24 protein-coding genes are annotated in these 25,263 nt (G+C 63.6%); 12 read left to right on the top strand and 12 right to left on the bottom strand.

The window, feature by feature from the left end; translation table 11 throughout:
* Nucleotides 1-6 precede the first annotated feature (6 nt).
* From CD932_RS07565 to hutC, 6 genes are all read right to left on the bottom strand, one after another.
* Nucleotides 7-276: a type B 50S ribosomal protein L31 gene (locus CD932_RS07565; protein WP_065309606.1), complete on the bottom strand. Its 270-nt coding sequence runs from the start codon at nt 274-276 to the stop codon at nt 7-9.
* Nucleotides 277-454: 178 nt separating this feature from the next.
* Nucleotides 455-1,717: a transcription termination factor Rho gene (rho, locus tag CD932_RS07560; RefSeq protein ID WP_034746249.1), complete on the bottom strand. Its 1,263-nt coding sequence runs from the start codon at nt 1,715-1,717 to the stop codon at nt 455-457.
* A gap of 155 nt (nt 1,718-1,872) precedes the next feature.
* Nucleotides 1,873-2,199 (bottom strand): thioredoxin TrxA, encoded by a 327-nt coding sequence (trxA, locus tag CD932_RS07555; RefSeq protein ID WP_065309607.1) that lies wholly within the window; start codon nt 2,197-2,199, stop codon nt 1,873-1,875.
* A 223-nt stretch (nt 2,200-2,422) separates the two neighbouring features.
* A complete protein-coding gene (locus CD932_RS07545; protein WP_254926500.1) occupies nt 2,423-2,869 on the bottom strand; it encodes a response regulator in 447 nt (148 codons plus the stop codon).
* A 38-nt stretch (nt 2,870-2,907) separates the two neighbouring features.
* Complete coding sequence (locus CD932_RS07540; protein ID WP_094442094.1) at nt 2,908-6,327, bottom strand: PAS domain S-box protein; 3,420 nt, start codon at nt 6,325-6,327, stop codon at nt 2,908-2,910.
* Nucleotides 6,328-6,571: 244 nt separating this feature from the next.
* Complete coding sequence (gene hutC, locus CD932_RS07535; RefSeq protein ID WP_094443518.1) at nt 6,572-7,324, bottom strand: histidine utilization repressor; 753 nt, start codon at nt 7,322-7,324, stop codon at nt 6,572-6,574.
* A 125-nt stretch (nt 7,325-7,449) separates the two neighbouring features.
* Here hutC and ada point away from each other — a divergent pair, with 125 nt between their 5' ends.
* Together ada and CD932_RS07525 are read left to right on the top strand one after the other, a co-directional pair.
* Nucleotides 7,450-8,520 carry a bifunctional DNA-binding transcriptional regulator/O6-methylguanine-DNA methyltransferase Ada gene (ada, locus tag CD932_RS07530; protein ID WP_094443517.1) on the top strand — a complete coding sequence of 357 codons (1,071 nt, stop codon included), beginning with the start codon at nt 7,450-7,452 and terminating at the stop codon, nt 8,518-8,520.
* Nucleotides 8,507-9,196, top strand: a complete 690-nt coding sequence (locus tag CD932_RS07525) for a 2OG-Fe(II) oxygenase (RefSeq protein WP_094442093.1) — start codon at nt 8,507-8,509, stop codon at nt 9,194-9,196. Before ada ends, CD932_RS07525 begins: the two co-directional genes overlap by 14 nt.
* A gap of 104 nt (nt 9,197-9,300) precedes the next feature.
* Here the strand turns inward: CD932_RS07525 and CD932_RS28095 are convergent, their stop codons facing one another.
* Entirely contained in the window at nt 9,301-9,735 is a 435-nt protein-coding gene (locus tag CD932_RS28095; RefSeq protein WP_141213202.1) for a hypothetical protein, read from the bottom strand.
* 19 nt (nt 9,736-9,754) lie between these two features.
* On the bottom strand, nt 9,755-10,939 hold the full coding sequence (locus tag CD932_RS29275; protein ID WP_254926499.1) for a hypothetical protein: 1,185 nt from the start codon (nt 10,937-10,939) through the stop codon (nt 9,755-9,757).
* 143 nt (nt 10,940-11,082) lie between these two features.
* Here CD932_RS29275 and hutU point away from each other — a divergent pair, with 143 nt between their 5' ends.
* From hutU to CD932_RS07485, 7 genes are all read left to right on the top strand, one after another.
* Nucleotides 11,083-12,786, top strand: coding sequence for a urocanate hydratase (hutU, locus tag CD932_RS07515; protein ID WP_094442092.1), 1,704 nt, complete (start codon nt 11,083-11,085; stop codon nt 12,784-12,786).
* A gap of 4 nt (nt 12,787-12,790) precedes the next feature.
* Nucleotides 12,791-14,350 (top strand): histidine ammonia-lyase, encoded by a 1,560-nt coding sequence (gene hutH / locus CD932_RS07510; RefSeq protein ID WP_094442091.1) that lies wholly within the window; start codon nt 12,791-12,793, stop codon nt 14,348-14,350.
* An 18-nt stretch (nt 14,351-14,368) separates the two neighbouring features.
* A complete protein-coding gene (gene hutG, locus CD932_RS07505; protein ID WP_094442090.1) occupies nt 14,369-15,166 on the top strand; it encodes an N-formylglutamate deformylase in 798 nt (265 codons plus the stop codon).
* Nucleotides 15,151-16,521, top strand: coding sequence for a formimidoylglutamate deiminase (locus tag CD932_RS07500; protein ID WP_094442089.1), 1,371 nt, complete (start codon nt 15,151-15,153; stop codon nt 16,519-16,521). The genes hutG and CD932_RS07500 overlap by 16 nt, the downstream gene beginning before the upstream one ends.
* Nucleotides 16,521-17,096 carry a HutD family protein gene (locus CD932_RS07495; RefSeq protein WP_094442088.1) on the top strand — a complete coding sequence of 192 codons (576 nt, stop codon included), beginning with the start codon at nt 16,521-16,523 and terminating at the stop codon, nt 17,094-17,096. Before CD932_RS07500 ends, CD932_RS07495 begins: the two co-directional genes overlap by 1 nt.
* An 11-nt stretch (nt 17,097-17,107) precedes the next feature.
* The gene (gene hutI, locus CD932_RS07490) at nt 17,108-18,334 is read left to right on the top strand and encodes an imidazolonepropionase (RefSeq protein ID WP_094442087.1); all 1,227 of its coding nucleotides are present in this window, start codon (nt 17,108-17,110) and stop codon (nt 18,332-18,334) included.
* A 63-nt stretch (nt 18,335-18,397) separates the two neighbouring features.
* On the top strand, nt 18,398-19,855 hold the full coding sequence (locus CD932_RS07485) for a glycine betaine ABC transporter substrate-binding protein (protein ID WP_094443515.1): 1,458 nt from the start codon (nt 18,398-18,400) through the stop codon (nt 19,853-19,855).
* A gap of 383 nt (nt 19,856-20,238) precedes the next feature.
* Here CD932_RS07485 and CD932_RS07480 read toward each other — a convergent pair whose 3' ends face one another.
* Together CD932_RS07480 and CD932_RS07475 are read right to left on the bottom strand one after the other, a co-directional pair.
* Nucleotides 20,239-20,751, bottom strand: a complete 513-nt coding sequence (locus CD932_RS07480) for a GNAT family N-acetyltransferase (protein WP_094442086.1) — start codon at nt 20,749-20,751, stop codon at nt 20,239-20,241.
* Complete coding sequence (locus tag CD932_RS07475; RefSeq protein WP_094442085.1) at nt 20,748-21,692, bottom strand: DMT family transporter; 945 nt, start codon at nt 21,690-21,692, stop codon at nt 20,748-20,750. The genes CD932_RS07480 and CD932_RS07475 overlap by 4 nt, the downstream gene beginning before the upstream one ends.
* A gap of 162 nt (nt 21,693-21,854) precedes the next feature.
* Here CD932_RS07475 and CD932_RS29270 point away from each other — a divergent pair, with 162 nt between their 5' ends.
* Entirely contained in the window at nt 21,855-21,986 is a 132-nt protein-coding gene (locus CD932_RS29270) for a hypothetical protein (protein ID WP_254926498.1), read from the top strand.
* A gap of 5 nt (nt 21,987-21,991) precedes the next feature.
* On the opposite strand, the gene CD932_RS07470 is transcribed toward CD932_RS29270, so the two are convergent.
* Both CD932_RS07470 and CD932_RS07465 read right to left on the bottom strand, forming a co-directional pair.
* Nucleotides 21,992-22,441 carry a glycine zipper 2TM domain-containing protein gene (locus tag CD932_RS07470; protein WP_094443514.1) on the bottom strand — a complete coding sequence of 150 codons (450 nt, stop codon included), beginning with the start codon at nt 22,439-22,441 and terminating at the stop codon, nt 21,992-21,994.
* A gap of 124 nt (nt 22,442-22,565) precedes the next feature.
* On the bottom strand, nt 22,566-22,994 hold the full coding sequence (locus CD932_RS07465) for a DUF962 domain-containing protein (RefSeq protein WP_094442084.1): 429 nt from the start codon (nt 22,992-22,994) through the stop codon (nt 22,566-22,568).
* A 103-nt stretch (nt 22,995-23,097) separates the two neighbouring features.
* Here CD932_RS07465 and CD932_RS07460 point away from each other — a divergent pair, with 103 nt between their 5' ends.
* Together CD932_RS07460 and uxaC are read left to right on the top strand one after the other, a co-directional pair.
* Nucleotides 23,098-23,613, top strand: coding sequence for a DNA-deoxyinosine glycosylase (locus tag CD932_RS07460; protein WP_254926497.1), 516 nt, complete (start codon nt 23,098-23,100; stop codon nt 23,611-23,613).
* A gap of 252 nt (nt 23,614-23,865) precedes the next feature.
* A complete protein-coding gene (gene uxaC, locus CD932_RS07455) occupies nt 23,866-25,260 on the top strand; it encodes a glucuronate isomerase (RefSeq protein ID WP_094442083.1) in 1,395 nt (464 codons plus the stop codon).
* The last annotated feature ends 3 nt before the right edge of the window (nt 25,261-25,263 follow it).

Genomic DNA, 25,263 nt, shown 5'->3' with positions numbered 1-25,263 from the left:
CAAAAATCAGCCTGCTGCGACTGCGGTTTTCGAACCGACGGAACCGAATTTCTGGCGGAACTTCTCGACGCGGCCAGCCGTGTCGACGATTTTGTGCTTGCCCGTGAAGAATGGGTGCGATTCAGCCGACACCTCGATTTTCACCAGCGGGTATTCTTTACCGTCGTGGGTGATTTTTTCGCGGGTCTGGATGGTCGAACGGGTAACGAATTTGAAATCGCACGACAGGTCGTGGAAAACAACTTCGCGGTAATCTGGATGGGTATCGACTTTCATGGTCTTCTCTCTGATTTGGTAGCCAAACAGCACTTCGTCGGTCGTCTTGCTTCTTGACCCGATTGCCGATCACTTGCCAGGGTTTAAATAAATGCAACCGTCGATTATATAGCGCTTTGCGGCTGGCGGCAATAAAAAAGCCGCTCATCGAGCGGCTTTGCATGGCTGACGGCTGGGATTACCCGCCTCGCCTCATCATGTCGAAGAACTCTGCATTGTTCTTCGTGGCTTTCATCTTGTCGAGGATAAACTCCATCGCTTCGATCTCGTCCATCGAGTACAGCAACTTGCGCAGGATCCAGATTTTTTGCAGTTCGTTCGGCTTGATCAGCAGTTCTTCGCGGCGGGTGCCCGATTTGTTCAGGTTGATGGCCGGGTAGACGCGTTTTTCGGCCAGGCGGCGTTCCAGGTGGACTTCCATGTTGCCGGTACCCTTGAATTCCTCAAAGATCACGTCATCCATGCGCGAGCCCGTTTCGATCAGCGCGGTGGCGATGATGGTCAGCGAGCCGCCTTCTTCGATATTGCGGGCGGCGCCGAAGAAGCGTTTCGGGCGTTGCAGCGCGTTCGCATCGACACCGCCGGTGAGCACCTTGCCCGAGGCGGGGATCACGGTGTTGTAGGCGCGCGCCAGGCGGGTGATCGAGTCGAGCAGAATCACCACGTCTTTTTTCATTTCGACCAGGCGCTTGGCTTTTTCCAGCACCATTTCGGCAACCTGCACGTGGCGCGTGGCCGGCTCGTCAAAGGTCGAGGCGACCACTTCGCCGCGCACGGAGCGCTGCATTTCGGTCACTTCTTCCGGACGTTCGTCGATCAGCAGCACGATCAGGGTGATGTCGGGGTGGTTGGCCGTGATCGCATGCGCGATGTGCTGCAGGATCACGGATTTGCCGGACTTCGGCGACGCCACCAGCAGGCCGCGCTGGCCCTTGCCGATCGGTGCGATCAGGTCGATGATGCGGCCGGTGATGTTTTCCTGGCCATTCATTTCCCGTTCCAGGCGCAGCGGCTCGTTCGGGTGCAGCGGCGTCAGGTTTTCAAACAGGATGCGGTGTTTCGACATCTCCGGCGATTCGCCGTTGACCTTGTCGACCTTGACCAATGCGAAATAGCGTTCGCCATCTTTCGGGGTCCTTACCTCGCCCTCGATCGAATCGCCGGTGTGCAGGTTGAAGCGGCGGATTTGCGAAGGGGAGATGTAAATGTCGTCGGTCGACGCCATGTAGCTGGCGTCAGGCGAGCGCAGGAAGCCGAAGCCGTCAGGCAGCACTTCCAGGGCGCCGTCGCCAAAAATCTGTTCGCCCGATTTCGCGCGTTTTTTCAGGATCGCAAACATCAGCTCCTGTTTGCGCAAGCGGGCCGCGTTGTCAATGTCAAGACCGATCGCCATCTCAAGCAGGGCGGATACGTGTAGGGCCTTTAGTTCGGATAAATGCATATATGTTGAGTGTCCCGAGACGGGAGGTAAAGGTAGGGGAGGGAACTGCGTGGCGTTGATTAATTATCAGGAAAGGGACAGCGGATGGTGCTTCAAGCCGCTTCCCGGTCTATCCAGTCAGGCGGCGCTGCGGGCGCAGCGCCGCCTGTCATACATTAAATATTGCTGTCGACGAAAGCGGTCAGCTGGCCCTTGGCCATGGCGCCGACTTTTTGCGCCGCCGCTTCACCGTTCTTGAACAGGATCAGGGTCGGGATGCCGCGGATGCCGAACTTGGCGGGTACTGCCTGGTTCGAATCGACGTCCATCTTGGCGATCTGGATGCGGCCGGCATATTCCTTGGCCACTTCTTCCAGGATAGGCGCGATGGCCTTGCATGGACCGCACCACTCGGCCCAGAAGTCAACCAGGACCGGCAATTCGGATTTCAGGACGTCCGCTTCGAAAGAAGCATCGCTAATGTGTTTGATATTTTCGCTCATATTTTCCTCAAATGAGGGTGGGATCAATAATGCCTGGAATTAACCATACGCTGGTTCGCCATCCACGCTTCCTGAAGTACAACTGGCAGGTGGGGGCGATGGGCACATATTCAATGTTCTTGGAAGGTGCGACCAGGGGTATGCAGGCGGGGATGGCTGAAATAATAACCCATTTTTTCAAAGCGTGGCGATTATTGCAGAAAAACTTGGCGCGCCTGGACTTTTAGATGGACGCGCTGCGCCCGCCCGCTTGCTGCAGCGCGATCATCCGCCGCAGGTCGTCGTGGCGCAAGGGCTTGGGAAACGTGCCCAGAATGCGCAGGCCATTGGCCACGGCCAGGCGTTCGGCCGCCTCGCGGATGGCCGTGTGCAGGCCCGACAGCAGCACCACGCCGCCCTGGAAATCGTTGTCGGCCGCCATGCGCAGGAACTCGATGCCATCCATGTCGGGCATGGACAGGTCGCAGATCAACAGGGCCGGCTGGTGCTGGTGCAGCGCGCCCAACGCGGCCATGCTGGTCGTTTCGCAGCGGATATCGAACCGGCCCTGCTGGCCCAGCATGTCGGTCAGTACGTCGAGCATGAAGACATCGTCGTCGAGCAGCAGCACGCGCATCGGCGCCGGGTCCGGATTCGGCGGCATGTGCGCGGGGCAATTGGCATCAGTCATCGCAGTGTCCTTCGGTGTGGTCGCCCTGCTTGCCGCGATTAATCATCATTGGCAAAGCTGGTGTTGTTCATGATTTGCTCGGTAATCTGTTCCAGCAAGGGCCACAGCAGCCTGACGATGCGGTGCGCCTGTTCGATTTCGTCGGCGTTCGTGCCCGGCGGCAGGTTTTCCAGCTGGTGGCACAGCTCGGACATGCCCAGCGCGCCCACCGTGCGCGCCGACGATTTGATGCGGTGGCCCAGTTCGCGCACCTGCGCCACGTCGCCGCGCGCCAGCGCCGCATCGATGTCGGCAAAGCCGTCCTGCGTCGTCTGCAGGAACTTGAAGGCGAACTTGCGCACTTTTTGCGGGTTGTAGCCGAGCAGCTTGGCCAGGATCGACAGGTCGATCACCTGCGGGTCGCCGGCCAGCGTGGTCTTGAAGGCTGGCGCGTTGCGGCTGCGCACGGGCGGCGGCGGCGCCTCGCGCGCCGGCAGCCAGCCGGCGATGGTCTGGTACATCATGGCCGGCTGGATCGGCTTGGAAATGAAGTCGTCCATGCCGGCCTCCAGGCAGCGCACCCGGTCTTCGCTGGTGGCGGTGGCCGTCATGGCCAGCACGCGCAGCTGCGCCAGCCTGGGATCGGCGCGGATCAGGCGCGTGGCCTGCAGGCCATCCATCAGCGGCATCTGCACGTCCATCAGCACGCAGTCGAACTGCGCCTGGCGCAGCAAGTCCAGCGCTTCGACGCCATTGTTGGCCAGGCAGACCGAGGCGCCCGCTTCTTCGAGCAGCTCCAGCGCCACCTGCTGGTTGAAGGTATTGTCTTCCACCAGCAGGATGCGGGCATGCTTGAGCGCACCCATCACCAGCGCCGCATCGGCGCTGGCGCGCATGGCCTGCGCCGTTTCCAGCATGGTGTCGAGCAGGGCCGGCGCGGCCTGGCTTGAAATGCCCAGGCGCGCCGTGAACCAGAAGGTGCTGCCCAGGCCGGGGCAGCTGTCGACGCCGACCTCGCCGCCCATCAGCTGGGCCAGCTGCTTGCTGATCGCCAGGCCCAGGCCGGTGCCGCCATACTCGCGCGTGGTCGAGGTATCGGCTTGCTGGAAGGACTGGAACAATTTGCTCATTTCATCGTGCGACAGGCCGATGCCGTGGTCGCACACTTCAAAGCGCACCAGGCAATGCTTGTCGTCGCCCACCACTTTTTTGACGATCACGGTGATGCTGCCCTGATCGCTGAACTTGATGGCGTTATTGGCGTAGTTGATCAGCACCTGGCCCAGGCGCAGGGGATCGCCCACCAGGATGGGCGGCAATTGCGGGTCGATCTCGAACAGCAGTTCCAGGTTCTTGCCTGCGGCGCGCGGCGCCACCACGGTGTTGAGGGTCTGGATCACATGGTCGAAACTGAAGTTGACGTGCTCGATCTTCAGCTTGCCGGCCTCGATCTTGGAAATGTCGAGGATGTCGTCGATGATGCCCAGCAAATGTTCGCCGGCAAAGCGGATCTTCTCCAGGTAATCGCGCTGGCGCGGCTCCAGGTCCGTTTTCAGGGCCAGATAGGCCATGCCGATCACGCCATTCATCGGCGTGCGGATTTCATGGCTCATGTTGGCCAGGAACTGGCCCTTGGCCAGGCTGGCTTCCTCGGCCACCTGCTTGGCCTGGTCGAGCTGCTCGGTACGCTGGGCCACGCGCTCTTCCAGGTGTTCGTTCAGTTCGCGCAGGGTGCTTTCGCTGCGCTTGTGATACGTGATATCGGTCAGGCTGGCCACCACCATGCCCACCTTGCCGTATTCGTCGCGGATCGCTTCGGTATTGACCGACAGCCAGCACAGGTTGCCGTCGAGCTGCTGCACCCCCATCACCACGTCGCGCATCGCTTCGCCGGTCGACAGGGTGATGTGCACGGGATGGCTGTGCTGCTCGAACGGCGAGCCGTCTTCGCGGATCGCTTGCCACAGGCTGCCGCCGGCGCGGCTGGCGGCCAGCATGCGTTCGGCCGCCGCATTGCTTTCCAGAATGTGACCATCGCTGTTCTGCACCACCAGGCCGTTGGTGACGGCGCCGAACACCGAAGCCATGCGCTGGCTGGAATTGGACAGGGCGATCGAGGCCTGGCGCCGCTCGGTGATGTCGGTGATCATCGCCAGGGTGCCACCGGGCTCGCCGTTGTCCGACTGGATGCTGCTGCTTGACAGCAAGCCCCACATGCTGGACTGGTCCTTGCGGAAAAAACGGAAATCGACCTGGTCCGGCTGGCTGTGCAGGTTGCCATGGCTGTCGAGGCGGCGCTGCATCAGCAACTGGCTGTCGCGGTCCATGAACTCGAGCAGGGGGCGGCCCAGCATTTCCTGCACCGTGTAGCCGAGCAGGTGCGCCATCTTCGGATTGACGAAGGTGGTCAGGCCGGCGCTATTGGTCATCCAGATGCCTTCGGCTGCCGTCTGCACGATCAGGCGATAGCGTTCCGAGCTGGCGTGCAGGGCTTCCTCGGCGCGCTGGCGCTGCGTCATGTCGCGCAGCGAGACGATGGAATACACCTGGCCGGCCATGCGCAGCTGCGACAGGCTGACCTTGGCCGGGAAGTGAGAACCGTCGCGCCGGCGCGCCATCATCACCCGGCCTGGCAGGCTGTGGCGCGACTGCGCCTCGCCCGCCGTCTGGCCTTGCGTGCTGTCGGGCACCAGTTGTTCGAGCGAGATGCCGATGATGTCGGCCAGCGGATAGCCGAAACAGCGCGCGCCGATCTGGTTGGCGAAGTGCACGCGGCCTTCGATATCGGCGATCAGCATCGCTTCGGGCGCCGCTTCAAGCATGCTGCGCATGCGCGCCTGCTCGTCGGCCTTGCGTTCGGCGATATCGCACAGGACGCCGCTGGCCTTTACCGGCGCGCCATCGGAAGCGCGCACCAGCACCGCGCCGCGCAGCAGCAGCCAGCGCCATTGGCCGTCGCCATGGCGCAGGCGGAATTCACAACTGACGGGGGCCGGCGCCTGGCCGTCGAAATGCTGGCGCAAAGCGTTGCTCAGGCGTGCGCGGTCATCGCGGTGTACTTCGGCCAGCCAGTCGGCCAGGGTGAGCTGCAGGCTGGCTTTCTTGTCGCCCAGCAGGCTGCGATACAGGCTGGACATGCTCAAACGGTCGCCGCCACGCTGCCAGCACCAGCCGGCCAGCACGGCGCCTTGCAGCGCCTGCGCCGCCGGCGTGCCGATGCCCTTGTCGCTGATCTCGCCCGATTGCACGCCCTGCAGTTGCCGGCGCCAGCGCCAGGCTTGCCAGGTGGCGATGCCGGCCAGCGCGGTGGCGCTGGCGGCCAGCCATGGCCATGGTCCCGCAGCGCCTTCACCGAGCGCCGGCGCCGCGCGTGCCAACGCCGTCCAGCCGCAGGCGAGCAGCAGGACGAGCGGATGCGGCGCAAGCCGCCGCAGGCGTCTTGCGCTGGATCTGGTGAGGCTGCGATGCGACAAATGCATCCCTTTCTGCTGCGTGATGACGCCTGGCTCTGCGCGATGTGCGGGCCGGCATGCGGCCGGCATTCTGTTCTGGCGGCAACTATAGCACCGAATATTTATGCCGACTATCTAACTTCCATTGCCGTACAAAAGGCAGATTTTTCTGCAAAAAAATAGTTGTTTTTTTTGCATTCAAGTGAGAATCGGAGAGAAAAGAAGGTGTAATTTATGCTAGTAAAATAGCATTTTGACAGTCAATTGCCGGTTAGCTGAACGAGCCGGCGAACTGATAGCGGTGGCCCGGATGCCACATGGTGGCAATCGAGGCAATCTTGCCGGCGGACCTGGTCTGGCGGCGCAGCACCAGGCAAGGCTGTTTCATGTCGATTGCCAGCATTTCGGCGATGTTGCGTGGCGCCGACAGCGCTTCAATGCTGTAGGTGGCGCCCTGCAGCGGCGCGGCCGCCATCAGGTACTCATTGGGCGTGATGGTGGCAAAATCCTGCACCATGTAGTCGGGCGCGCAGCCGGGATTGACCCAGCGGTCTTCCACCTGGATCGGCACGCCGTTTTCGAAGTGCACGATCAGCGAATGGAACAGCGTCTTCGAGGACGCCAGGCCGAACTGCCTGGCCATCAGCTCGGAAGCCTTGACCTGTTCGAGCACTTGCAGATTGCTGCGGTGCAAATGGCCGCGCGCACGCACTTCATCAGCGATACTCTTGATTTCCAGCAGCGTTGCCTGGTACTTCTGTTGCGCGACATAGGTGCCGGCGCCCTGGCGGCGCGTGAGCACCTGTTCGCTGGTCAGCTCGCGCACGGCGCGGTTGACCGTCATGCGCGAGACGCCAAACTGCTTGACCAGCGCCTGCTCGGACGGGATCACGTCGCCTTCCTTCCAGCGACCGGCGGCGATGCCGGCCAATAAATAATCCTTGATGCGCTGGAAAATGGGCGTATTTTCCTGTGTAAGCTGGTGGTCCAATGCAATTTCTCCGAAGCGCAAGGCAAGCCCCATGGCGGCGCGATGGCCGATTTTAGCACCGCCGCCGGCCGGCGAATTCAAAAGCAAGAGCCGGAGTGCGGCGCCTGTCGCCGCGTGGCACGATGGTGGCCAGCAAAGAGCAAAACAGGGGGAACATCATGGACCATTCTTACACGAACGACGAAGCGCGCTGGGCGGCGGTGCAACAGCGCGACGCTGCCGCCGACGGCCGCTTTTATTACTCGGTGCGTACGACCGGCGTATATTGCCGCCCGTCATGCGCGGCGCGCCTGGCCCTGCGCGCCAACGTGGCCTTTCACGCCAGCTGCGCCGAGGCTGAAGCGGCCGGCTTTCGCGCCTGCCTGCGCTGCAAACCGGGCCAGCCGCCGCTGGCCGAGCGCCAGGCGGCCATCGTCGCGCAAAGTTGCCGTCTGATCGAGGCCAGCGACGACCTGCCTGATCTTGATACGCTGGCGCAGGCGGCCGGCATGAGCCGCTTTCATTTCCACCGCGTCTTCAAGGCGCACACCGGCATTACGCCGAAAGGCTATGCGGTGGCGCGCCGTGGCGAACGGCTCAAGGCCGGCCTGGCCCAGCCGGGCGCCGGCACCGTCACCGACGCCCTGTATGCGGCCGGCTTTCATTCCAGTGCACGTTTCTATGCCGCCACGCCTGCGCTGTTGGGCATGACGCCGGGCGCCTTTCGCGCCGGCGGCAGCGGCGCCGTGATCCGCTTTGCGATCGCCGCCTGTACCCTTGGCGCACTCCTGGTCGCCAGCACCGACAAGGGCGTCTGCGCGATCCTGCTGGGCGACGATCCGGACGCATTGCTGCGCGACTTGCAGGACCGCTTTCCGCAGGCCGACTTGCGCGGCGCCGAGCCCGACTATGAGCAGACGGTGGCCAGGGTGATCGGTCTGGTCGAAGCGCCCGCGCTGGGCCTGGACCTGCCGCTCGACGTGCGCGGCACGGCCTTCCAGCAACGCGTCTGGCAAGCGTTGCGCGCCATTCCCGCCGGCAGCACCGTCAGCTACGCGGAACTGGCGCGGCGCATCGGCCTGCCCACCGGCGCGCGCGCCGTGGCCGGCGCCTGCGCGGCCAATACGCTGGCCGTGGCAATACCGTGCCACCGCGTGGTGCGCAACGACGGCGCGCTGTCTGGCTATCGCTGGGGCGTGGAGCGCAAGCGGCAGTTGCTCGAGCGGGAGGCCGGCGATGCAGCGGCTTGACTGGCAGCGCATCGAGGACGAGCTCAACGGCCATGGCTGCGCCGTGGTGCCCGGCTTGCTGGAGGTGGACGCCTGCCTGGCGCTGGCGGCGCAATACGATCAGCCGGAGCGTTTCCGCAGCCGGGTGGTGATGGAGCGCCAGGGTTTTGGCCGTGGCGAATATCAATATTTCGCCTATCCGCTGCCCGAGCCGGTGTCCGCCTTGCGCATGGCGCTGTATGCGCCGCTGGCGGCGATCGCCAACCGCTGGCAGGCGGCCATGGGACTGGAGACGCGCTTTCCGCCGGCGCATGAAGCATTCCTGGCGCGCTGCCATGCGGCGGGGCAGACGCGGCCCACGCCGCTGATGTTGCGCTACGGCGAAGGCGACTACAACTGCCTGCACCAGGACCTGTATGGCGAGCATGTTTTTCCGCTGCAGCTGGCCGTGCTGCTGTCGCGCCCGCAGTTTGACTTTACGGGCGGCCAATTCGTGCTGACGGAGCAGCGCCCGCGCATGCAGTCGCGCGTGGAAGTGGTGCCTCTGCAGCAGGGCGACGCCGTCATCTTTCCCGTCGCGCAGCGCCCCGTCAATGGCGTGCGCGGCAGCTACCGGGTCACCATGCGCCACGGCGTGTCGCGCCTGCGCTCGGGCGTGCGGCATACGCTGGGCGTGATTTTTCATGATGCCAGTTGAAGGCAAGGCTTATTGCTGCGCCGCAGGGTTCTCGCAACTGGTGTCCGTTCTGCTGCGTTCGCCGCGCGGCAGTTGCACCGCGCGAGCGCATGCACATGGCAGGCCTATTGTGATGGTGAGGCGCTTGGACAGACTTCACTTCGCCACGCCAGCATATCTCTGGTAATCGGAACGACTTGCTGGCCGCCAGTGGCAGTGGCAGCGATACAGAATTTTCCTTCGTAGCCATAAGTGGGGTCAGACGGGTCCTTTGGGCTACCATTCAAAAAAACGCTATAAAAATGCCCGGAAATGAGTATTCCGGGGCTGATGCCAGTCGCCATCCCTGGTAATTCTCCATAGCGAATGCATGAAGCTGCATGGATGGGAAGCTGTGTCGATGGTGGCAGGGAAAAAGACCATACTTTTTTGACTGGCCGAAGTGACAGATCTGACACGATCAGCGCACCCAGAATTGGCACGCCATTGCGCGCTTCTTCTTTTGTTGTGATGGAAAAGCAAGGTGCTCCGTCTGATGACGTAACGATGGCTTCAGCCATGCGTGAATATGCTGCGACATCAGGGGATATCGACCATTGGCTCATGATCGATATTGTAACCAGGCAGGTTTTTTGGTTCTTTACGATTCTTGAAAAAATCACTGAGTGCCTCTTCAAAAATATGTTTGGAGTCTTTATATTGTTGCTGACGCATTGCGTCGGTAGAATCTAAAAACCTCAGTACGAAATAATCGGCGATCAAATCACCTTGTGCCTCCATGTTGTAGTCAGCTAGCTTTTGAGTAGATGACAGAACATATTTATAGTCCAGGCCAAGGCGGATGGCACCTCGTAGTTTGACGGGATATGTGAGTTGATATTGCCAAACATGCACCATCTCGTGTATGAACCAGTGTTTTCGTTGATCGTCTGATTGAGAAAAATCCTCCTTGAACTCCGACTCATGAAAATAAATCTCCCCATTCGGCGTCATGGCCACATCCTTCGGCTGCAAGCCAAACCATAAATACGGCTCGGCATGCACCTTGACCTTGCTGTAGTCAATCGCGTCCTCGAACAGCAGCCACGCCATATTGATCTCGCCCTGCGTCAGCGGGCGCACCTTGTCGTTCAACTTGACTGTCCTGACCGACGAACCGACATTCTGGTCGGTGGTCCTGACATCCTGCAGTTCGACGGTCTTGCCGGCCGGTTTGGCGCGTGCGGGGGATGCGGCGCAGCAGGGGGATTGATACGCTGGCGGGAAAAATTCGGCTTTGACGATGCGCTCTGCCTGCTTGCTGGCGATACGCTCCGTGCGGCCTTTGGCGTCCGTCGTGCCTGTCCATGTCTCGCCATTGCTGACGGTCAGGCGGTAATCGGCATGCGCCAGCGGCACGTCGGTCTGCGATACGAATTCGAGCTGCTCGTCAAAGCCGCAGCACCAGCATTCGTCGGCCTGGCCCGCGCGGCGGTGCATTTCGCAGCCGCTTCCGGCGTCGCGCAGGGCCGCACCGAGCACCGGCTGGCCGCCTTCCGTATAGGTGACGACCATGGTGTCGAAATGCGCGCCCAGGCTGTCCCTGCAGTGCGTGACGAGCGCATAAAACACGTCGCAGCCGGTGGTGCTGATTACATGGTGGCGTGTCATGGTGGCCTCCGCGATAAAACGCCAGCGTAGGCCAGCCAGTTCCAAGGCCTGTTGACCCAACGCAAGCTGCTGGCCGCCTGGCGGCCCTGTGCAAGCCGTCGCGGGCTTGAGCATGCCAGGCATTTGTGACAGTGGCGGGGGCGAGAAAAGTCACATCAGCGTCAGACAAAAGCGGTTGACTTGCTTGTATAGACAACCTATGCTTGTCACATCAAAGCGGGCCACGCATGCCCGCTTTCCCCTTGAGAGGAGACGGCATGAACCAGGATATGGACGGCGATCCGCGCTTTGACGCCAGCCGCAGCATCCGCGCCCCGCGCGGCACGCAGTTGCACTGCAAGAACTGGCAGATCGAGGCGGCCTACCGCATGCTGCAGAACAATCTCGATGCCGAGGTGGCAGAGCATCCGCAGCATCTGGTGGTCTACGGCGGCATCGGCCGCGCGGCGCGCAACTGGGCCTGTTTCGACCAGATCCTCGCCTCGCTGCGCGCACTGGAAGAAGACCAGACCCTCCTGATCCAGTCCGGCAAACCGGTGGGCGTCTTTCGCACCCACCCGGACGCGCCACGGGTGCTGATCGCCAACTCCAACCTGGTGCCGAAATGGGCCAACTGGGAACACTTCAACGAACTCGATCGCCAGGGCCTGTTCATGTACGGCCAGATGACCGCCGGCAGCTGGATCTATATCGGCACGCAGGGCATCGTGCAGGGCACATATGAAACCTTTGCCGAAGCGGGCCGCCAGCATTTCGGCGGCGACTGGGCCGGGCGCTGGATACTGACGGCCGGCCTGGGCGGCATGGGCGGCGCGCAGCCGCTGGCCGCCACCATGGCCGGCGCCGTGTCGCTCACCATCGAATGCCAGCAAAGCAGCATTGATTTCCGCCTGCGCACCCGCTACCTCGACAAGCAGGCGGCCAATCTGGACGATGCGCTGGCGCTGATAGCACACCACACCGAACGCAGAGAAGCGATCTCCATCGGCCTGCTCGGCAATGCCGCCGAAGTGCTGACTGAACTGGTGAAACGGGCCAAAGCGGGCGGCCCGCTGCCCGACCTGGTGACGGATCAAACCTCGGCGCATGATCTGGTCAACGGCTACCTGCCGCGCGGCTGGAGCGTATCGGACTGGAAGGCGGCGCAGCAGGACCCGAAACGCCATGCGCGCCTGGCGCTGGCCGCCGCCGACTCCTGCGCCGCCCACGTGCAGGCCATGCTGGACTTTCACGCGATGGGCGTGCACACGGTCGACTATGGCAACAACATCCGCCAGGTGGCGTTTGACCAGGGCGTGCGCAACGCGTTTGACTTCCCCGGCTTCGTGCCGGCGTATATCCGCCCGCAGTTCTGCGAAGGGTGCGGACCGTTCCGCTGGGTGGCGCTGTCGGGCGACCCGGAAGACATCTACAAGACCGATGCGAAGATCAAGCAGCTGTTCCCGCAGCACGCGCAGGTGCACCACTGGCTGGACATGGCGCGCGAGCGCATCGCCTTCCAGGGACTGCCGGCGCGCATCTGCTGGCTGGGCCTGGGCGAGCGCCATCTCGCCGGCCTGGCCTTCAACGAGATGGTGCGCACGGGCGAGCTGAAGGCACCCATCGTGATCGGCCGCGACCACCTCGATACGGGCTCGGTGGCCAGCCCGAACCGCGAAACGGAAAGCATGAAGGACGGCACCGATGCCGTGTCCGACTGGCCGCTGCTCAACGCCCTGCTCAATACGGCCGGCGGTGCCACCTGGGTCTCGCTGCACCACGGCGGCGGCGTTGGCATGGGATATTCCCAGCATGCGGGCATGGTGATCGTGGCCGATGGCACGGACGCTGCAGCGAAACGCCTGGCGCGCGTGCTGGTCAACGACAGCGGCTCGGGCGTGATGCGCCATGCCGATGCCGGCTATGAAACGGCGGCCGCCTGCGCCAGGCGCAATGGCCTGAACCTGCCCATGATGGAATGAAAACATGACACCATCTTTGACTGGCTGGACCCTGACACCGGGCGCGATGACCCTGGCCGATCTGCGCGCAGTGTGGGCCGGGCCGGCCACCTTGAAGCTGGCGCTTGATGCCTACGGCGCGATCGAAGCGTCGGCCGCCGCCGTGCGGGACATCGTCGCCAAGGGCGAGGCGGCCTATGGCATCAACACCGGCTTTGGCCTCCTGGCCAGGACGCGCATTCCCGATGAAAAGCTCGAGCAACTGCAGCGCAACCTGATCCTGTCGCATTCGGTCGGCACCGGCGAGCTGCTGTCGGACGCGGTGGTGCGCTTGATCATGCTGATGAAGATCGGCAGCCTGGCGCGCGGCTATTCGGGCGTGCGCCCGCTGATCGTCGATACCCTGATCGCGCTGTACAACGCCGGCATCATGCCGGCCATTCCCGCCAAGGGTTCGGTGGGCGCCTCGGGCGACCTGGCGCCGCTGTCGCACATGACCCTGGCCATGCTGGGCGTGGGCGACGTGCGCGTCAATGGCGTGTTGATGCCGGCGCCCGACGCGCTGGCGCAGGCCGGCATCGCGCCGGTGGTGCTGGCGGCGAAAGAGGGGCTGGCGCTGATCAACGGCACGCAAGTGTCGGCCGCGCTGGCGCTGCACGGCCTGTTCATGGCCGAGCGCCTGCTGGAAGCGGCGATGGTCACGGGCGCGCTGTCGCTGGACGCGGCCAAGGGCAGCGATGCGCCGTTCGACGCGCGCGTGCATGCGGTGCGCGGCCAGCCGGGCCAGATCCTGGCGGCGCAGATGTACCGCCAGCTGGTGGCGCACAGCGCCATCCGCGCTTCGCACCTGGAAGGCGACGAGCGCGTGCAGGACCCGTACAGCCTGCGCTGCCAGCCGCAGGTGATGGGCGCCTGCCTGGACCTGATCGTCAATGCGCGCCGCACCCTGCTGATCGAAGCCAATGCGGTGACCGATAATCCCTTGATCTTCCCGGATGGAGCTGGCGCCCTGGCCGACATCGTCTCGGGCGGGAACTTCCACGCCGAGCCGGTGGCCTTTGCGGCCGACACCCTGGCGCTGGCGATCGCCGAAATCGGCGCGCTGGCCGAGCGCCGCATCGCGCTCTTGATCGACGCGACGCTGTCCGGCCTGCCGCCGTTCCTGGTGCGCGAGCCGGGCATCAATTCCGGCTTCATGATCGCGCACGTGACGGCGGCCGCGCTGGCGTCGGAAAACAAGTCGCTGGCGCACCCGGCCAGCGTCGACAGCCTGCCCACTTCGGCCAACCAGGAAGACCATGTCAGCATGGCGACCTTCGCCGGCCGGCGCCTGGGCGACATGGCGCACAACACGGCGGTGATCGTCGGTATCGAGCTGCTGGCCGCCGCGCAGGGCATCGATTTCCACCGGCCCTTGAAAACCTCGCCGCAACTGGAACACGTGCACCAGCAGTTGCGCCAGAAGGTGCCGTTTTTTGACGCCGACCGCTATTTCGCACCCGATATCGAAGCGGCCCGGCAGATGGTGCTTGCCGGCGACTTGAGCCTGACCTGCAAACAGCTGTTCGCGCCGCTGTACGATTGAGCGGCCCAGGAGACCATCATGGATTATCAATTTCACGCCGGCAGCATTCCTCTGTTGGTATCGATGCCGCATGTGGGCGTGGACATCCCCGACGAGATTGCCGCATGCATGACGCCGCAGGCGCTGGTGAAGATGGATACCGACTGGCATCTGCGCGAACTGCACGGCTTCTTGCGGGACATGGATGCGTCGGTGCTGTCGGCGCGCTGGTCGCGCTATGTGATCGATCTGAACCGGCCGCAGGAGGATACGAACCTGTATCCGGGCCAGGACACGACCGGTCTGCTGCCGACAGACACCTTTCAGCGCGAGCCGCTGTATCTGGCGGGTCAGGAGCCTGACATGCAGGAGCGGCAGCGGCGCGTCGCGCGTTACTGGGCGCCGTATCACCGCCAGCTGCAGCAGGAGCTTGAGCGCCTGCTGCGCGTGCATGGCGCGGTGGTGCTGTGGGACGCGCATTCGATCGCCTCGCGCGTGCCGCGTTTTTTCGACGGCAAGCTGCCCGACCTGAACTTCGGCACGGCCGACGGCGCCAGCTGCGATGCCGGCTTGAGCACTGCCGTGGTGGACCTGGCGCGTGCGCAGGCACCATTCACGGTAGCCCTGAACGGCCGCTTCAAGGGCGGCCATATCACGCGCCACTACGGCCAGCCGGCGCGCCGCGTGCAGGCGATCCAGCTCGAGATGTGCCAGTGCCTGTACATGAACGAAACGGACGAAGCGGCGCCGTTTGCCTATCGGCCCGAGCTGGCGGCACAGGTGCAGCCGCTGCTGCGGCAGATGATGGCAGCGGCCGTGGCATGGGTGCGGCGTTGAAGCTGTTTGCGCGCCACGCGCTGCTGCCCGGCGGCTGGCGCCGCGACGTGCTGCTGGCGTGGGATGCGGATGGTGATTTGACGAGCGTGATCGATAACGCGGCGCCGCCAGATGGCGTGGAACTGGCCGAGTATGTGGTGCCCGGCATGGTCAACCTGCATTCGCACGCTTTTCAACGGGCGCTGGGCGGCATGACGGAAAAGGCCGGTGCAGGTCCGGACAGCTTCTGGACCTGGCGCGAACTGATGTACCGTTTTGCCGGGCGCATTGCGCCGGAACAGATCGAAGCCATCGCCGCCCAGCTGTTTGCCGAATGCCTGCGCCATGGTTATACGGCCGTGTGCGAATTTCATTACCTGCAGCGCGATGCGGCTGGTGCCCTGTATGCGCGGCCGGCCGAGACGGCCGAAACGGTGATCGCGGCGGCGCGCGCCAGCGGCATCGGCATCACCATGCTGCCGGTGCTGTACAGCCATGCCGGGTTCGGTGCCCAGCCCTTGACCCCGGAACAGGCGCGCTTTCGCACCGATGCCGGCGATGTGCTGCGCATCGTCGAGGCATTGGAAGTGCAGCGCGACGGGCAAGTGGAAGTCGGGTTTGCGCCGCACTCGCTGCGCGCCGCGCCCATGGATCAGGTCGCGCAGGTGCTGGCGGCCGTGCCGGTCGGGCGCCCGATCCACATCCATATCGCCGAGCAGCAGGCCGAGGTCGATCAGTGCCTGGTCGCCACAAGCATGCGGCCGGTGCAGTATCTGTACGATCAGTTTGACGTCGATGCACGCTGGTGCCTGGTGCACGCCACCCATCTGTCACACGATGAAATCGTGCAGCTGGCCGCCAGTGGCGCCGTGGCCGGCCTGTGCCCGACCACGGAAGCGAACCTGGGCGATGGCCTGTTTCCACTGCCTGAGTTCATCGCTGCCGGCGGGCGCTTCGGCATCGGCAGCGACAGCCATGTGTCGCAGTCGCCGGTGGAGGAGCTGCGCTGGCTCGAATATGGCCAGCGCCTGCAGCGCCGGCAGCGCAATATCGCGGCCACGCCCGCGCAGCCCCAGGTGGGCGACTATCTGTGGCAATCGGCCTTGCAGGGCGGGGCGCAGGCTGCCGGGCGCAAGCTGGGCGCGCTGGCGGTGGGCTGCCGCGCCGACCTGCTGGTGTTGGATGATGCCCATCCCAATCTGTGCGCCGTGGCCGTTGACGAAGTGCTGGGCAGCTTGCTGTTTTGCGGTAACGACAATCTGGTACGCGACGTGTTATGCGGCGGGCGCTGGCAGGTGCGCGGTGGCCGCCACGTGGCGCAAGACGCCATCGCCAGTGCATACAAGTGCGCCGTGGCGCGATTGCGATCACTCTGATGGCGACCTTGATTGCCCGCGAACGCCTGCGCGCCGCGCCGTGGAAGAATGGCGGCGGCAGCACGGCGCAAATCGCCATCTTCCCGCCTGACGCGTCCCTGGATAATTTCGACTGGCGCATCAGCCTGGCGACCATCACGGCCGACGGGCCGTTTTCCAGCTTTCCCGGCATCGACCGCAGCCTGCTGCTGGTCGAGGGAGACAAGCTGCAGCTGACGCTGGACGGCGCGCGCACTGTCACCTTGAGCCGGGCGCAGCCCATGCTGTGGTTTCCCGGTGAAGCGTTGGCCCACGCGCAGGTGCAGGGCGCAACCGTGGACTTCAATGTGATGACGCGGCGCAGCCGCTGCCGCCATCAACTGGAAACCCTCATGGCGCCGTGCCAGCTGGCGCGCCGCAGCGCTGCCACGCTGTTGTTTGTCGCCGGTGACGGCCCCGTGCTGGCGCGTGGCGGCCAGCAGGCATTGATGCTGAAACGCCATGACGCCCTGCTGCTGGACGCTGGCGACGCACGGCAATGGTGGCTCGAGGCGCCACACGCCACGGCCGTGTTCCATGTTGATCTGTTCACCTGAAAGGAGACCGCATGCGCGACTGGGACCTGGTCATCGACAATGTTCATCTGGCCACCATGGAGCAGGGCTACGGCGAACTGCCGGGCGCCGCGATTGCCGTCAAGGACGGCCGCATCGCCTGGTTCGGTCCCGCCGACGAACTGCCGGCCAGCGGCGCGCTGCGGATCGATGGTGAGCAATGCTGGCTCACGCCCGGCCTGATCGACTGCCACACGCATATCGTCCACGCCGGCCAGCGCAGCGACGAATTCGAAGCGCGCCTGAATGGCGCCAGCTACGAAGACATCAGCCGCGCCGGCGGCGGCATCGCCGCCACCGTGCGCGCCACGCGCGCCGCCAGCGAGGCCGAACTGCTGCGGCAAAGCCTGCCGCGCGTGCTGGCCCTGCTGGCCGAAGGCGTGACCACGCTGGAGATCAAGTCCGGCTATGGGCTGGAGCTGGAGAGCGAAGCGAAAATGCTGCGCGTGGCGCGCGCCATCGGCGAACGGTGCCCGGTGACGGTGCGCGCCACATTTCTTGGCGCGCATGCGCTGCCGCCCGAGTACGCGGGCCGCCCTGACGACTACATTGATCTCGTTTGCGGCCAGATGCTGCCGGCCATTGCCAGCGCCGGCCTGGCCGATGCGGTCGATGCCTTTTGCGAGCACATCGGTTTTACACCGGCGCAAACGCGGCGCGTGTTCGAGGCGGCCAAAGCGCTGGGCCTGCCCGTGAAACTGCATGCGGAGCAGCTGTCGGACCAGGGCGGCGCGGTGCTGGTGGCGAAGTTTGACGGCCTGTCGGCCGATCACCTGGAGTTCCTGAGCGACGACGGCGTCGCCGCCATGGCGCGCCACGGCACGGTGGCCGTGCTGCTGCCGGGTGCCTGCTACTTTTTGCGCGAGACGCAGCCGCCACCGATTGCCGCCTTGCGCGCGGCAGGCGTGCCGATGGCCGTGTCTACCGACTGCAACCCCGGCACCTCGCCGATGACGTCCCTGCTGCTGGCGATGAACATGGCCTGCACCTTGTGGCGATTGACGCCGCAGGAAGCGCTGGCCGGCGCTACCGTCATTGCCGCGCGCGCGCTGGGCCTGCAGCATGACCGGGGCAGCCTGGCGGTGGGCAAGCGCGCCGACTTTGCGCTGTGGCGCATCGCCCGCCCGGCCGACCTGGCGTATGCGATCGGTTTCAATCCCTGCGCCGGCGTGGTGCACGGCGGCGTATGGCGCGCACCGGTGGTAAGCTTGCCCGATTGATCATTCGTCGGGGAGCGCTGCGTGCGCGTCATTTACTTGCTGGTTTTACTGGTTTTTTGCGGCATGGCACCGGTCCAGGCGATGGACGGCGGCACCCTCAAGGTGGGCTCGAAACGCTTTACGGAATCGTATATTCTGGGCGAGATCGTGCGGCAAAGCGCCGCGCCCCACGTGAAGGTCGAACACCGCCAGGGCCTGGGCAATACCGCCATCGTGCTGGCCGCGCTGCAGGCGGGCAGCATCGACCTGTATGCGGAATACACGGGCACCATCGCCAGCGAAGTGCTGAAACACGACCAGCCCGTTACCCTGGCGCAGATGCGGCGCGAACTGGCGACTTTGGACCTGGGCGTGGCCGTGCCGCTGGGCTTCAACAACACCTATGCGCTGGCCATGCGCGGCGACGATACCGGCATCGCCAGCCTGGCCGACCTGGCCGCCCATCCCGCCCTGAAATTGGGCCTGTCGCATGAATTCATCGGCCGGGTCGATGGCTGGCCCGGGCTGGCCGCGCGCTATGGCTTGCCGCAGCGCCCGCGCGGGCTCGATCATGGCATCGCCTATGAAGCGCTGGCGCACAAGCAGGTCGACGTGATCGATATCTATTCGACCGACGCCAAGATTCGCCAGTACGGCCTGCGCGTGCTGGCCGACACGCAGCAGTATTTTCCCCGCTACGACGCGATGCTGCTGTACCGCCTCGATATGCCCGGGCGCTTTCCGGCCGCCTGGCAGGCGCTGCAAGGGCTGCAAGGGCGCATCAGCGAGCGCGCCATGATCGCCATGAATGCGGCGGTGGAAATCGATGGCAAGAGCTTTGCCGTCGTCGCCAAAGAATGGCTGTCCTTCGGCGGCGGCAAGCCGGCCGACGCTGGCGCGCGCGCAGGACTGGTCGACAAAATCATCGGCGACGACTTGTGGACCTTGACGCGCCAGCACCTGACCCTGGTGCTGCTGTCGGTGGCGCTGGCCTGCCTGATCGGCGTGCCGCTGGGCGTGCTGGCGGCGTTCTCTGCGCCGCTGCGGCAAACCGTGCTGGCGCTGGTGGGGGTGTTGCAAACGGTGCCGTCGCTGGCGCTGCTGGCGATATTGATACCGGTGCTGGGCATGATCGGCATGGTGCCGGCGCTGGTGGCGCTGTTCGTCTATGCGCTGCTGCCCATCGTGCGCAATACCTGCACCGGCATCCTGCAGATCCCGCCGGGCTTGCGCATGGCGGCGCTGGCGCTGGGCTTGAGCCGCCGCGACCGCCTGCTGCATGTGGACTTGCCGCTGGCCTTGCCGGTGATACTGGCCGGCGTGAAGACGGCCGCCGTGATGAGCGTGGGCACGGCCACCATCGCGGCCTTCATAGGCGCCGGCGGCTATGGCGAGCGCATCACCATCGGCCTGGCGCTGAACGACAACGACATGCTGCTGGCCGGCGCGATTCCCGCCGCCGTGCTGGCGCTGCTGACGCAGGCCATCTTTGAACTGGTGGAGCGCTGGGCGTTACACCGCGAGGGCAAGCTGCGCGCTTGATATGGCGCAAGGCCTGGGCGCTTGAAGGTGCCACACTGGATCTCCCGCACCGTCCTCACCCTCTCCAGGAGATTCGCATGACCCGCCACTTTGTTGCCTGCTGTATCGCCTTCTTTTGCAAACACAGGCAGCGCCAGGGCGGCGCTGCCCAGCAGCATATCGGCTTGCATGGCACATTGATTGAGCCACGGAAATAGTAACGAACTACCGAGGAAATGTAAGGGCAGGTAAGCAAATGTAAGGGTGGAACTGAACCTATGGTGCACCGTTTATATTCATAACCGTTGATTGCATTCTCCCCTCCCACTTGACAATGGGTTCTACCTCACGGTGCCGCTAGCCCGTGAGGTATTTTTTTATGTGGTGGACGCTGACCCGAGACGTTATCGCGGAATTCCTTGTGGTTTTCCTGCTGATAATTGGGTCAAGGCATCCCCCGTCACGCGGCAGATGCGCCAGTCGGGCATCACGTCGGCGCCCATGCCCTTGTAGAAATTGATGGCGTTTTCGTTCCAGTCCAGTACCGACCATTCGAAGCGGCCGCAGTGGCGTTCCACCGCCAGTTGGGCCAGGGCGACCAGCATTTGCTTGCCGTAGCCTTTGCCGCGCGCGGCCTGTTTCACGTACAGGTCTTCCAGATACAGGCCCTTGCGGCACAGGAAGGTCGAGAAGTTGTGGAAGAACACGGCGAAGGTGACCACTTCGTCGTCTTGCGTGCCGACCAGTGCTTCGCAGACGGGATGCGGGCCGAACAGGCTGTCGTGCAGCATCGTTTCGTTGGCCAGTATCATGTGTTCGAGGTGTTCAAACACGGCCAGTTCGTGGATCATGCCGAAGATGGCGGCCACATCGCTTGGCTGGGCGGGACGGATGGCGAGGGTGGACGAGTTGCTCATGGGGCCTTTGCGGTGGGTGTGGTGGAAATCGAGGACGCGATGCGGGTCTTGCGCGCGCCCGAGCTCAAGGCCCAGGCCACGCTGGACAGGCACAGCGCCATGCCGAGCCATTCGATGGCGGCGGGGCGGTAGTGCTCGAACTGTATCGACAGCAGTACGGAAATGACGGGCGTGACCACGCCGATATACACGGTCTTTTGCGTGCCGATGCGGGCGATCAGGGTGAAATAGGCGCTGAACGCAATGACCGAGCCGAACACGGCCAGGTAGACCAGGCCCATCCAGTAGCTGGCGCGCGCCGGCACCGTCCAGGCCTGGCCCGTGGCCAGCGCCCACAACGCCACCATCAGGGTGCCCCACAACATGGTCCACGCCATGGTCAGCATCACATTGCTGGAATGCGCGCGCACCTTCATCACCAGTGCATTGCCGACCGTGCTGGCGACCGTGGCCACCAGCGCCAGCACAAAGCCCAGCAGAAAGTGGCCGTTGCCGCCGCCGAGCATCTCTTTTAACGCCGCGTCGATCGACTGGTAGAACAGCAGCACGATGCCGCAGATGGCGACCGCGCCGGCAAAACAGGTGGACAGGGTGATCGGCGTGCCGAAGGCGACACGGTTCAGCAGCGGGGTCCAGAACACCATCAGCGCAAACAGCACGCTGACCAGCGCCGACACCAGGTATTGCTCCGAGCTGTAGGTACACACATAGCTGAGCGCGAACGAAGCGAGGCCCTGCAGCAGCATCCATTGTTGCGCGCGCCAGGGCAGGCGCAGGGTATCGCCGCGGATGGCGCACCAGGCGAACAAGGTGAGCGATGCCAGGCCGAAGCGGTAGACCACGGAAACGGCGGGCGCGACGTCGCCCAGTTGCAAGGTGATGGCCCAGAACGTGGAGCCCCAGATCAGGCAGGCGGTGATAAACAGGAGGGGAGAGGACATCGCGGCAGTATACGGTGTCGCCCGGGGCTTGACCAGCGCGGCATGGAAGTCACAGCGCTGCTTGAGGCAAAACAGGGGCGGTGGAAAATATTGAATTTATGAAAATATTTATGTTATTATTAAGTAAATATTTTATGCTTTTAACTCGTCAGGGAGCCCATCATGCCAGCCTCGCTGCACTTCAAAGTATGGTCCGTGATCGTCTACGTGGTGGTGATGAGCATGCTCGCCATCTGCTTGCACGAAGGCATGGCGCCGGCTACCCATTTAATGGCCGCCGGCAGCTTTGGCTGAGGCGATCAGTGCGTGACGCGCGTGGTGCGGCCGTCCGACAGCAAACGCACGCGTTCGCCGGGGCGGAATTGCTCGTCCGCATCTTGCACGATGGCGCGCAGGTCGCCATTGTCCAGGCGCACGGTGATCTCGAAGCCGGGCTTGTTAGCCGAGTTCGCTTCGATGCTCTGGCCGGCAATCCCGCCCGCCACCGCACCGAGGATGCTGGCCGCAATCGCCCCCTTGCCGCCACCCACGGCCGAACCGGCCACACCACCGAGCGCCGCGCCGGCCAGCACGCCGGTGCCGCTTTGACCTTTGTCGATGGTGACCTGGCGCACGGATTCCACGGTGCCCATGCGCACGGATTGTTCATTTTGCGCCTGGCGCGCCTTGTAGACGTTGGCTGAATTCGGTTGTACGGCGCAACCGGCCAGGGTCGCCAACAAGGCCACGGCAATCATCGATGTTTTCATGTTCAACTCCAGGTAGAAAAAGGTGGTGCGCCGATCACGGCTGATGGCATCGGCTGCACATTGATGATAAGACAAGTTGCTTTCAATAAACAGCTTGGAATCGTAAGAATCTGTTACCTCAACACTAATACGCCAGCCGCAGACGCCGGTAGGCAAAGCCCAGCACGAACAGCGGGCCGATCAGCAAAAACCGCAGATCGTCCAGGAACGACGGCTTCTTGCCCTCGATCTGGTGGCCGATGAACTGGCCTATCCAGGCCAGCACGAACAGCACCAGCGATAGCGGCAAAACGACAATGGCGGGCAAGACGGCCAGCAGCGCCAGCATCAGCGCCAGCATGACCAGCATGCCCAGCGCCAGCGGGCGCGACAGCTTTATATAGTAGGCCAGGGCGGCCACGCTGCCCGCCAGCGCCACGACCGCATGCACGCTCCACAGCAAGCCCAGCACGCTGAACACGATCAGCGGCACGCAGACGATGTGCACCCATTCATTGACGCGATTGCGGTGGCTGTCGCCGTACTGGTACAGCAGGGTATCGATATTGCGCATGGGCAGCCTGGTTGGTCGGGTTTGGGAAATTCTACACCGTCGCCGCCGTGCTGGCGTAGCGGGCGCTTAGAATGGCGGCTTGCCCCTACCCGCAGGAACGCCATTGTCCACGCTCGTTATCACGCCAGACACGCGCAAGCGCTGCTTCGACCCCGTCGTCAACGCCAACACGCGGCTGCTGATCCTCGGCAGCCTGCCCGGCGAAAAGTCGCTGGCGCACAGCCAGTATTACGCCCATCCGCAAAACCGTTTCTGGATGCTGCTGGGCGCAGTGCTGGGCGTCGAGCTGAAAAGCCTGCCCTACGAGCAGCGCCTGGCCACCTTGCTGGCGCATGGCGTGGGGCTGTGGGACGTGGTGGCGCAGGCGCACCGTTCCGGCAGCCTGGACAGCAATATCCGCGCGCGCGACGATAACGACCTGGTGGCCTTGATCGCCGGCCTGCCGCGCCTGGAAACCATCGCCTTCAACGGCGGCACTGCCGCCAGGCTGGGCTTGAAGGTGCTGGGCGCACACGCCAGCGGCTACCGCATCGTCAGCCTGCCGTCGAGCAGCCCGGCCTATACGCTGGCGTATACGGAAAAATTGCAGGCGTGGCAAGTGCTGCAGTTCATACCCTAAGTTTCTCCAACTTTGCACAACGTCGCTTTAATCGCTCCATCCTCCCGAATTTATCCCCGCTGGCGTGCCGCAAGTTCAACACTTCGGGCGTTTGCGGCAGTCTGGCCTCGCTGTTGTTTCCCCACCCAATTCTTTTGCACAACTTCACTTTTGCGCTTGCTTACACTGATATATTACATTTAATATCCTGATATATCAGAGTGCGCCAACTTGGTGCCACGACAAAACATGCAAAGCAAGGAGATGGTTACGATGACCGAGTTCATGAATCAGGATTTTCTACTCACCACCGCGACGGCCCGCAAGCTGTATCACGAGGTGGCGGCCGACCTGCCCATCATCGATTACCACTCGCATCTGCAACAAGGCGAAATCGCCGCGCGCAAGACCTTCCGCAATATCGCCGAACTGTGGCTGGCGGGCGACCATTACAAATGGCGCTTGATGCGCACGGCGGGCGTGGCCGAGGAATTCATCACCGGCGAGCGCTCTGACCAGGAAAAGTTCCGCGCCTTCTGCAAGGTGCTGCCGTTGGCCATCGGCAACCCGATCCACCACTGGAGCCATCTGGAACTGCGCCGCATCTTCAATATCGATCTGCTCATCAATGAAGCCAATGCCGACGCGATCTGGGAGCAGGCCAACGCCAAACTGGCCACCATGGACACCTGGTCGCTGCTGGAACAGGCCGGCGTGGAAATCGCCTGCACTACCGACGACCCGGCCGACGACTTGCTGCAACATGCGGAAATCGCCGGCTCGGCACTGAAAACGCGCGTACTGCCGGCCTACCGTCCCGACAAGGCCATGCGCATCAACCAGCCGCGCTTTATCGACTACCTGAAACGCCTGGGCGAAGTGTCGTCCATTTCCGTCACCTCGTTCGCCTCGCTGATCGCCGCGCTGGCCGTGCGAGTGGAATTTTTCCATTCGCGTGGCGCGCGCATCTCGGATCACGCCGTCGATGTCACCTTGCCGGTGGCGGGTGCGACGCCTGAGGAACTCGAAGCGCTGTTCGCCAAGCGCCTGCAAGGCACCCTCTTGAGCGACGAGGAAAACGGCCTGTACCTGCGCGGTTTGCTGGAGGCCATCGGCCGCGTCTATGCCAACTACGGCTGGACCATGTGTTTGCATATCGGCGCCCAGCGCAACAACAACGACCGCATGCGCGCCAAACTCGGTCCCGACACGGGCTACGACTCGATCTCGGACATGAGCGCCAGCGCCGGCCTGGCCTCGCTGCTGAACGCGCTGGACCAGGACGACCGCCTGCCGAAAACCATGCTGTTCTGCCTGAACCCGAACATGAACGAAGTGTTGTCGACCATGGTCGGCAACTTCCAGGACGGCAACGTCGCCGGCAAGCTGCAGTTCGGCCCGGCCTGGTGGTTCAACGACCACAAGGAAGGCAACTTGCAGCAGCTGATCGGTTTCGGCAACCACAGCGTACTGGGCGTATTCGTCGGCATGGTGACCGATTCGCGCAGCTTCGCGTCCTACCCGCGCCACGATTATTTCCGCCGCCTCGTCTGCCGCCAGATCGGCGAATGGGTGCACGGTGGCGAATACCCGAACGATTTCGAGGCGCTGGCCACCATCGTGCGCGGTATCTGCTACGACAACGCCCGCAAATACTTCCAGCTTTAATCG

The sequence above is a fragment of the Janthinobacterium sp. PC23-8 genome (assembly GCF_002250505.1).
In the GTDB taxonomy this organism is placed as follows: Bacteria; Pseudomonadota; Gammaproteobacteria; order Burkholderiales; family Burkholderiaceae_D; genus Janthinobacterium.
This window is presented reverse-complemented; position numbering and strand designations above follow the sequence as displayed.

Excerpts from the sequence above, each read along its gene's own strand:
- CD932_RS07565 (WP_065309606.1), bottom strand. The coding sequence starts at position 276 with ATGAAAGTCGATACCCATCCAGATTACCGCGAAGTTGTTTTCCACGAC.
- rho (WP_034746249.1), bottom strand. The coding sequence starts at position 1,717 with ATGCATTTATCCGAACTAAAGGCCCTACACGTATCCGCCCTGCTTGAG.
- trxA (WP_065309607.1), bottom strand. The coding sequence starts at position 2,199 with ATGAGCGAAAATATCAAACACATTAGCGATGCTTCTTTCGAAGCGGAC.
- CD932_RS07545 (WP_254926500.1), bottom strand. The coding sequence starts at position 2,869 with ATGACTGATGCCAATTGCCCCGCGCACATGCCGCCGAATCCGGACCCG.
- CD932_RS07540 (WP_094442094.1), bottom strand. The coding sequence starts at position 6,327 with ATGCATTTGTCGCATCGCAGCCTCACCAGATCCAGCGCAAGACGCCTG.
- hutC (WP_094443518.1), bottom strand. The coding sequence starts at position 7,324 with ATGGGGCTTGCCTTGCGCTTCGGAGAAATTGCATTGGACCACCAGCTT.
- ada (WP_094443517.1), top strand. The coding sequence starts at position 7,450 with ATGGACCATTCTTACACGAACGACGAAGCGCGCTGGGCGGCGGTGCAA.
- CD932_RS07525 (WP_094442093.1), top strand. The coding sequence starts at position 8,507 with ATGCAGCGGCTTGACTGGCAGCGCATCGAGGACGAGCTCAACGGCCAT.
- CD932_RS28095 (WP_141213202.1), bottom strand. The coding sequence starts at position 9,735 with ATGGCTGAAGCCATCGTTACGTCATCAGACGGAGCACCTTGCTTTTCC.
- CD932_RS29275 (WP_254926499.1), bottom strand. The coding sequence starts at position 10,939 with ATGCTCAAGCCCGCGACGGCTTGCACAGGGCCGCCAGGCGGCCAGCAG.
- hutU (WP_094442092.1), top strand. The coding sequence starts at position 11,083 with ATGAACCAGGATATGGACGGCGATCCGCGCTTTGACGCCAGCCGCAGC.
- hutH (WP_094442091.1), top strand. The coding sequence starts at position 12,791 with ATGACACCATCTTTGACTGGCTGGACCCTGACACCGGGCGCGATGACC.
- hutG (WP_094442090.1), top strand. The coding sequence starts at position 14,369 with ATGGATTATCAATTTCACGCCGGCAGCATTCCTCTGTTGGTATCGATG.
- CD932_RS07500 (WP_094442089.1), top strand. The coding sequence starts at position 15,151 with ATGGGTGCGGCGTTGAAGCTGTTTGCGCGCCACGCGCTGCTGCCCGGC.
- CD932_RS07495 (WP_094442088.1), top strand. The coding sequence starts at position 16,521 with ATGGCGACCTTGATTGCCCGCGAACGCCTGCGCGCCGCGCCGTGGAAG.
- hutI (WP_094442087.1), top strand. The coding sequence starts at position 17,108 with ATGCGCGACTGGGACCTGGTCATCGACAATGTTCATCTGGCCACCATG.
- CD932_RS07485 (WP_094443515.1), top strand. The coding sequence starts at position 18,398 with ATGGCACCGGTCCAGGCGATGGACGGCGGCACCCTCAAGGTGGGCTCG.
- CD932_RS07480 (WP_094442086.1), bottom strand. The coding sequence starts at position 20,751 with ATGAGCAACTCGTCCACCCTCGCCATCCGTCCCGCCCAGCCAAGCGAT.
- CD932_RS07475 (WP_094442085.1), bottom strand. The coding sequence starts at position 21,692 with ATGTCCTCTCCCCTCCTGTTTATCACCGCCTGCCTGATCTGGGGCTCC.
- CD932_RS29270 (WP_254926498.1), top strand. The coding sequence starts at position 21,855 with ATGCCAGCCTCGCTGCACTTCAAAGTATGGTCCGTGATCGTCTACGTG.
- CD932_RS07470 (WP_094443514.1), bottom strand. The coding sequence starts at position 22,441 with ATGAAAACATCGATGATTGCCGTGGCCTTGTTGGCGACCCTGGCCGGT.
- CD932_RS07465 (WP_094442084.1), bottom strand. The coding sequence starts at position 22,994 with ATGCGCAATATCGATACCCTGCTGTACCAGTACGGCGACAGCCACCGC.
- uxaC (WP_094442083.1), top strand. The coding sequence starts at position 23,866 with ATGACCGAGTTCATGAATCAGGATTTTCTACTCACCACCGCGACGGCC.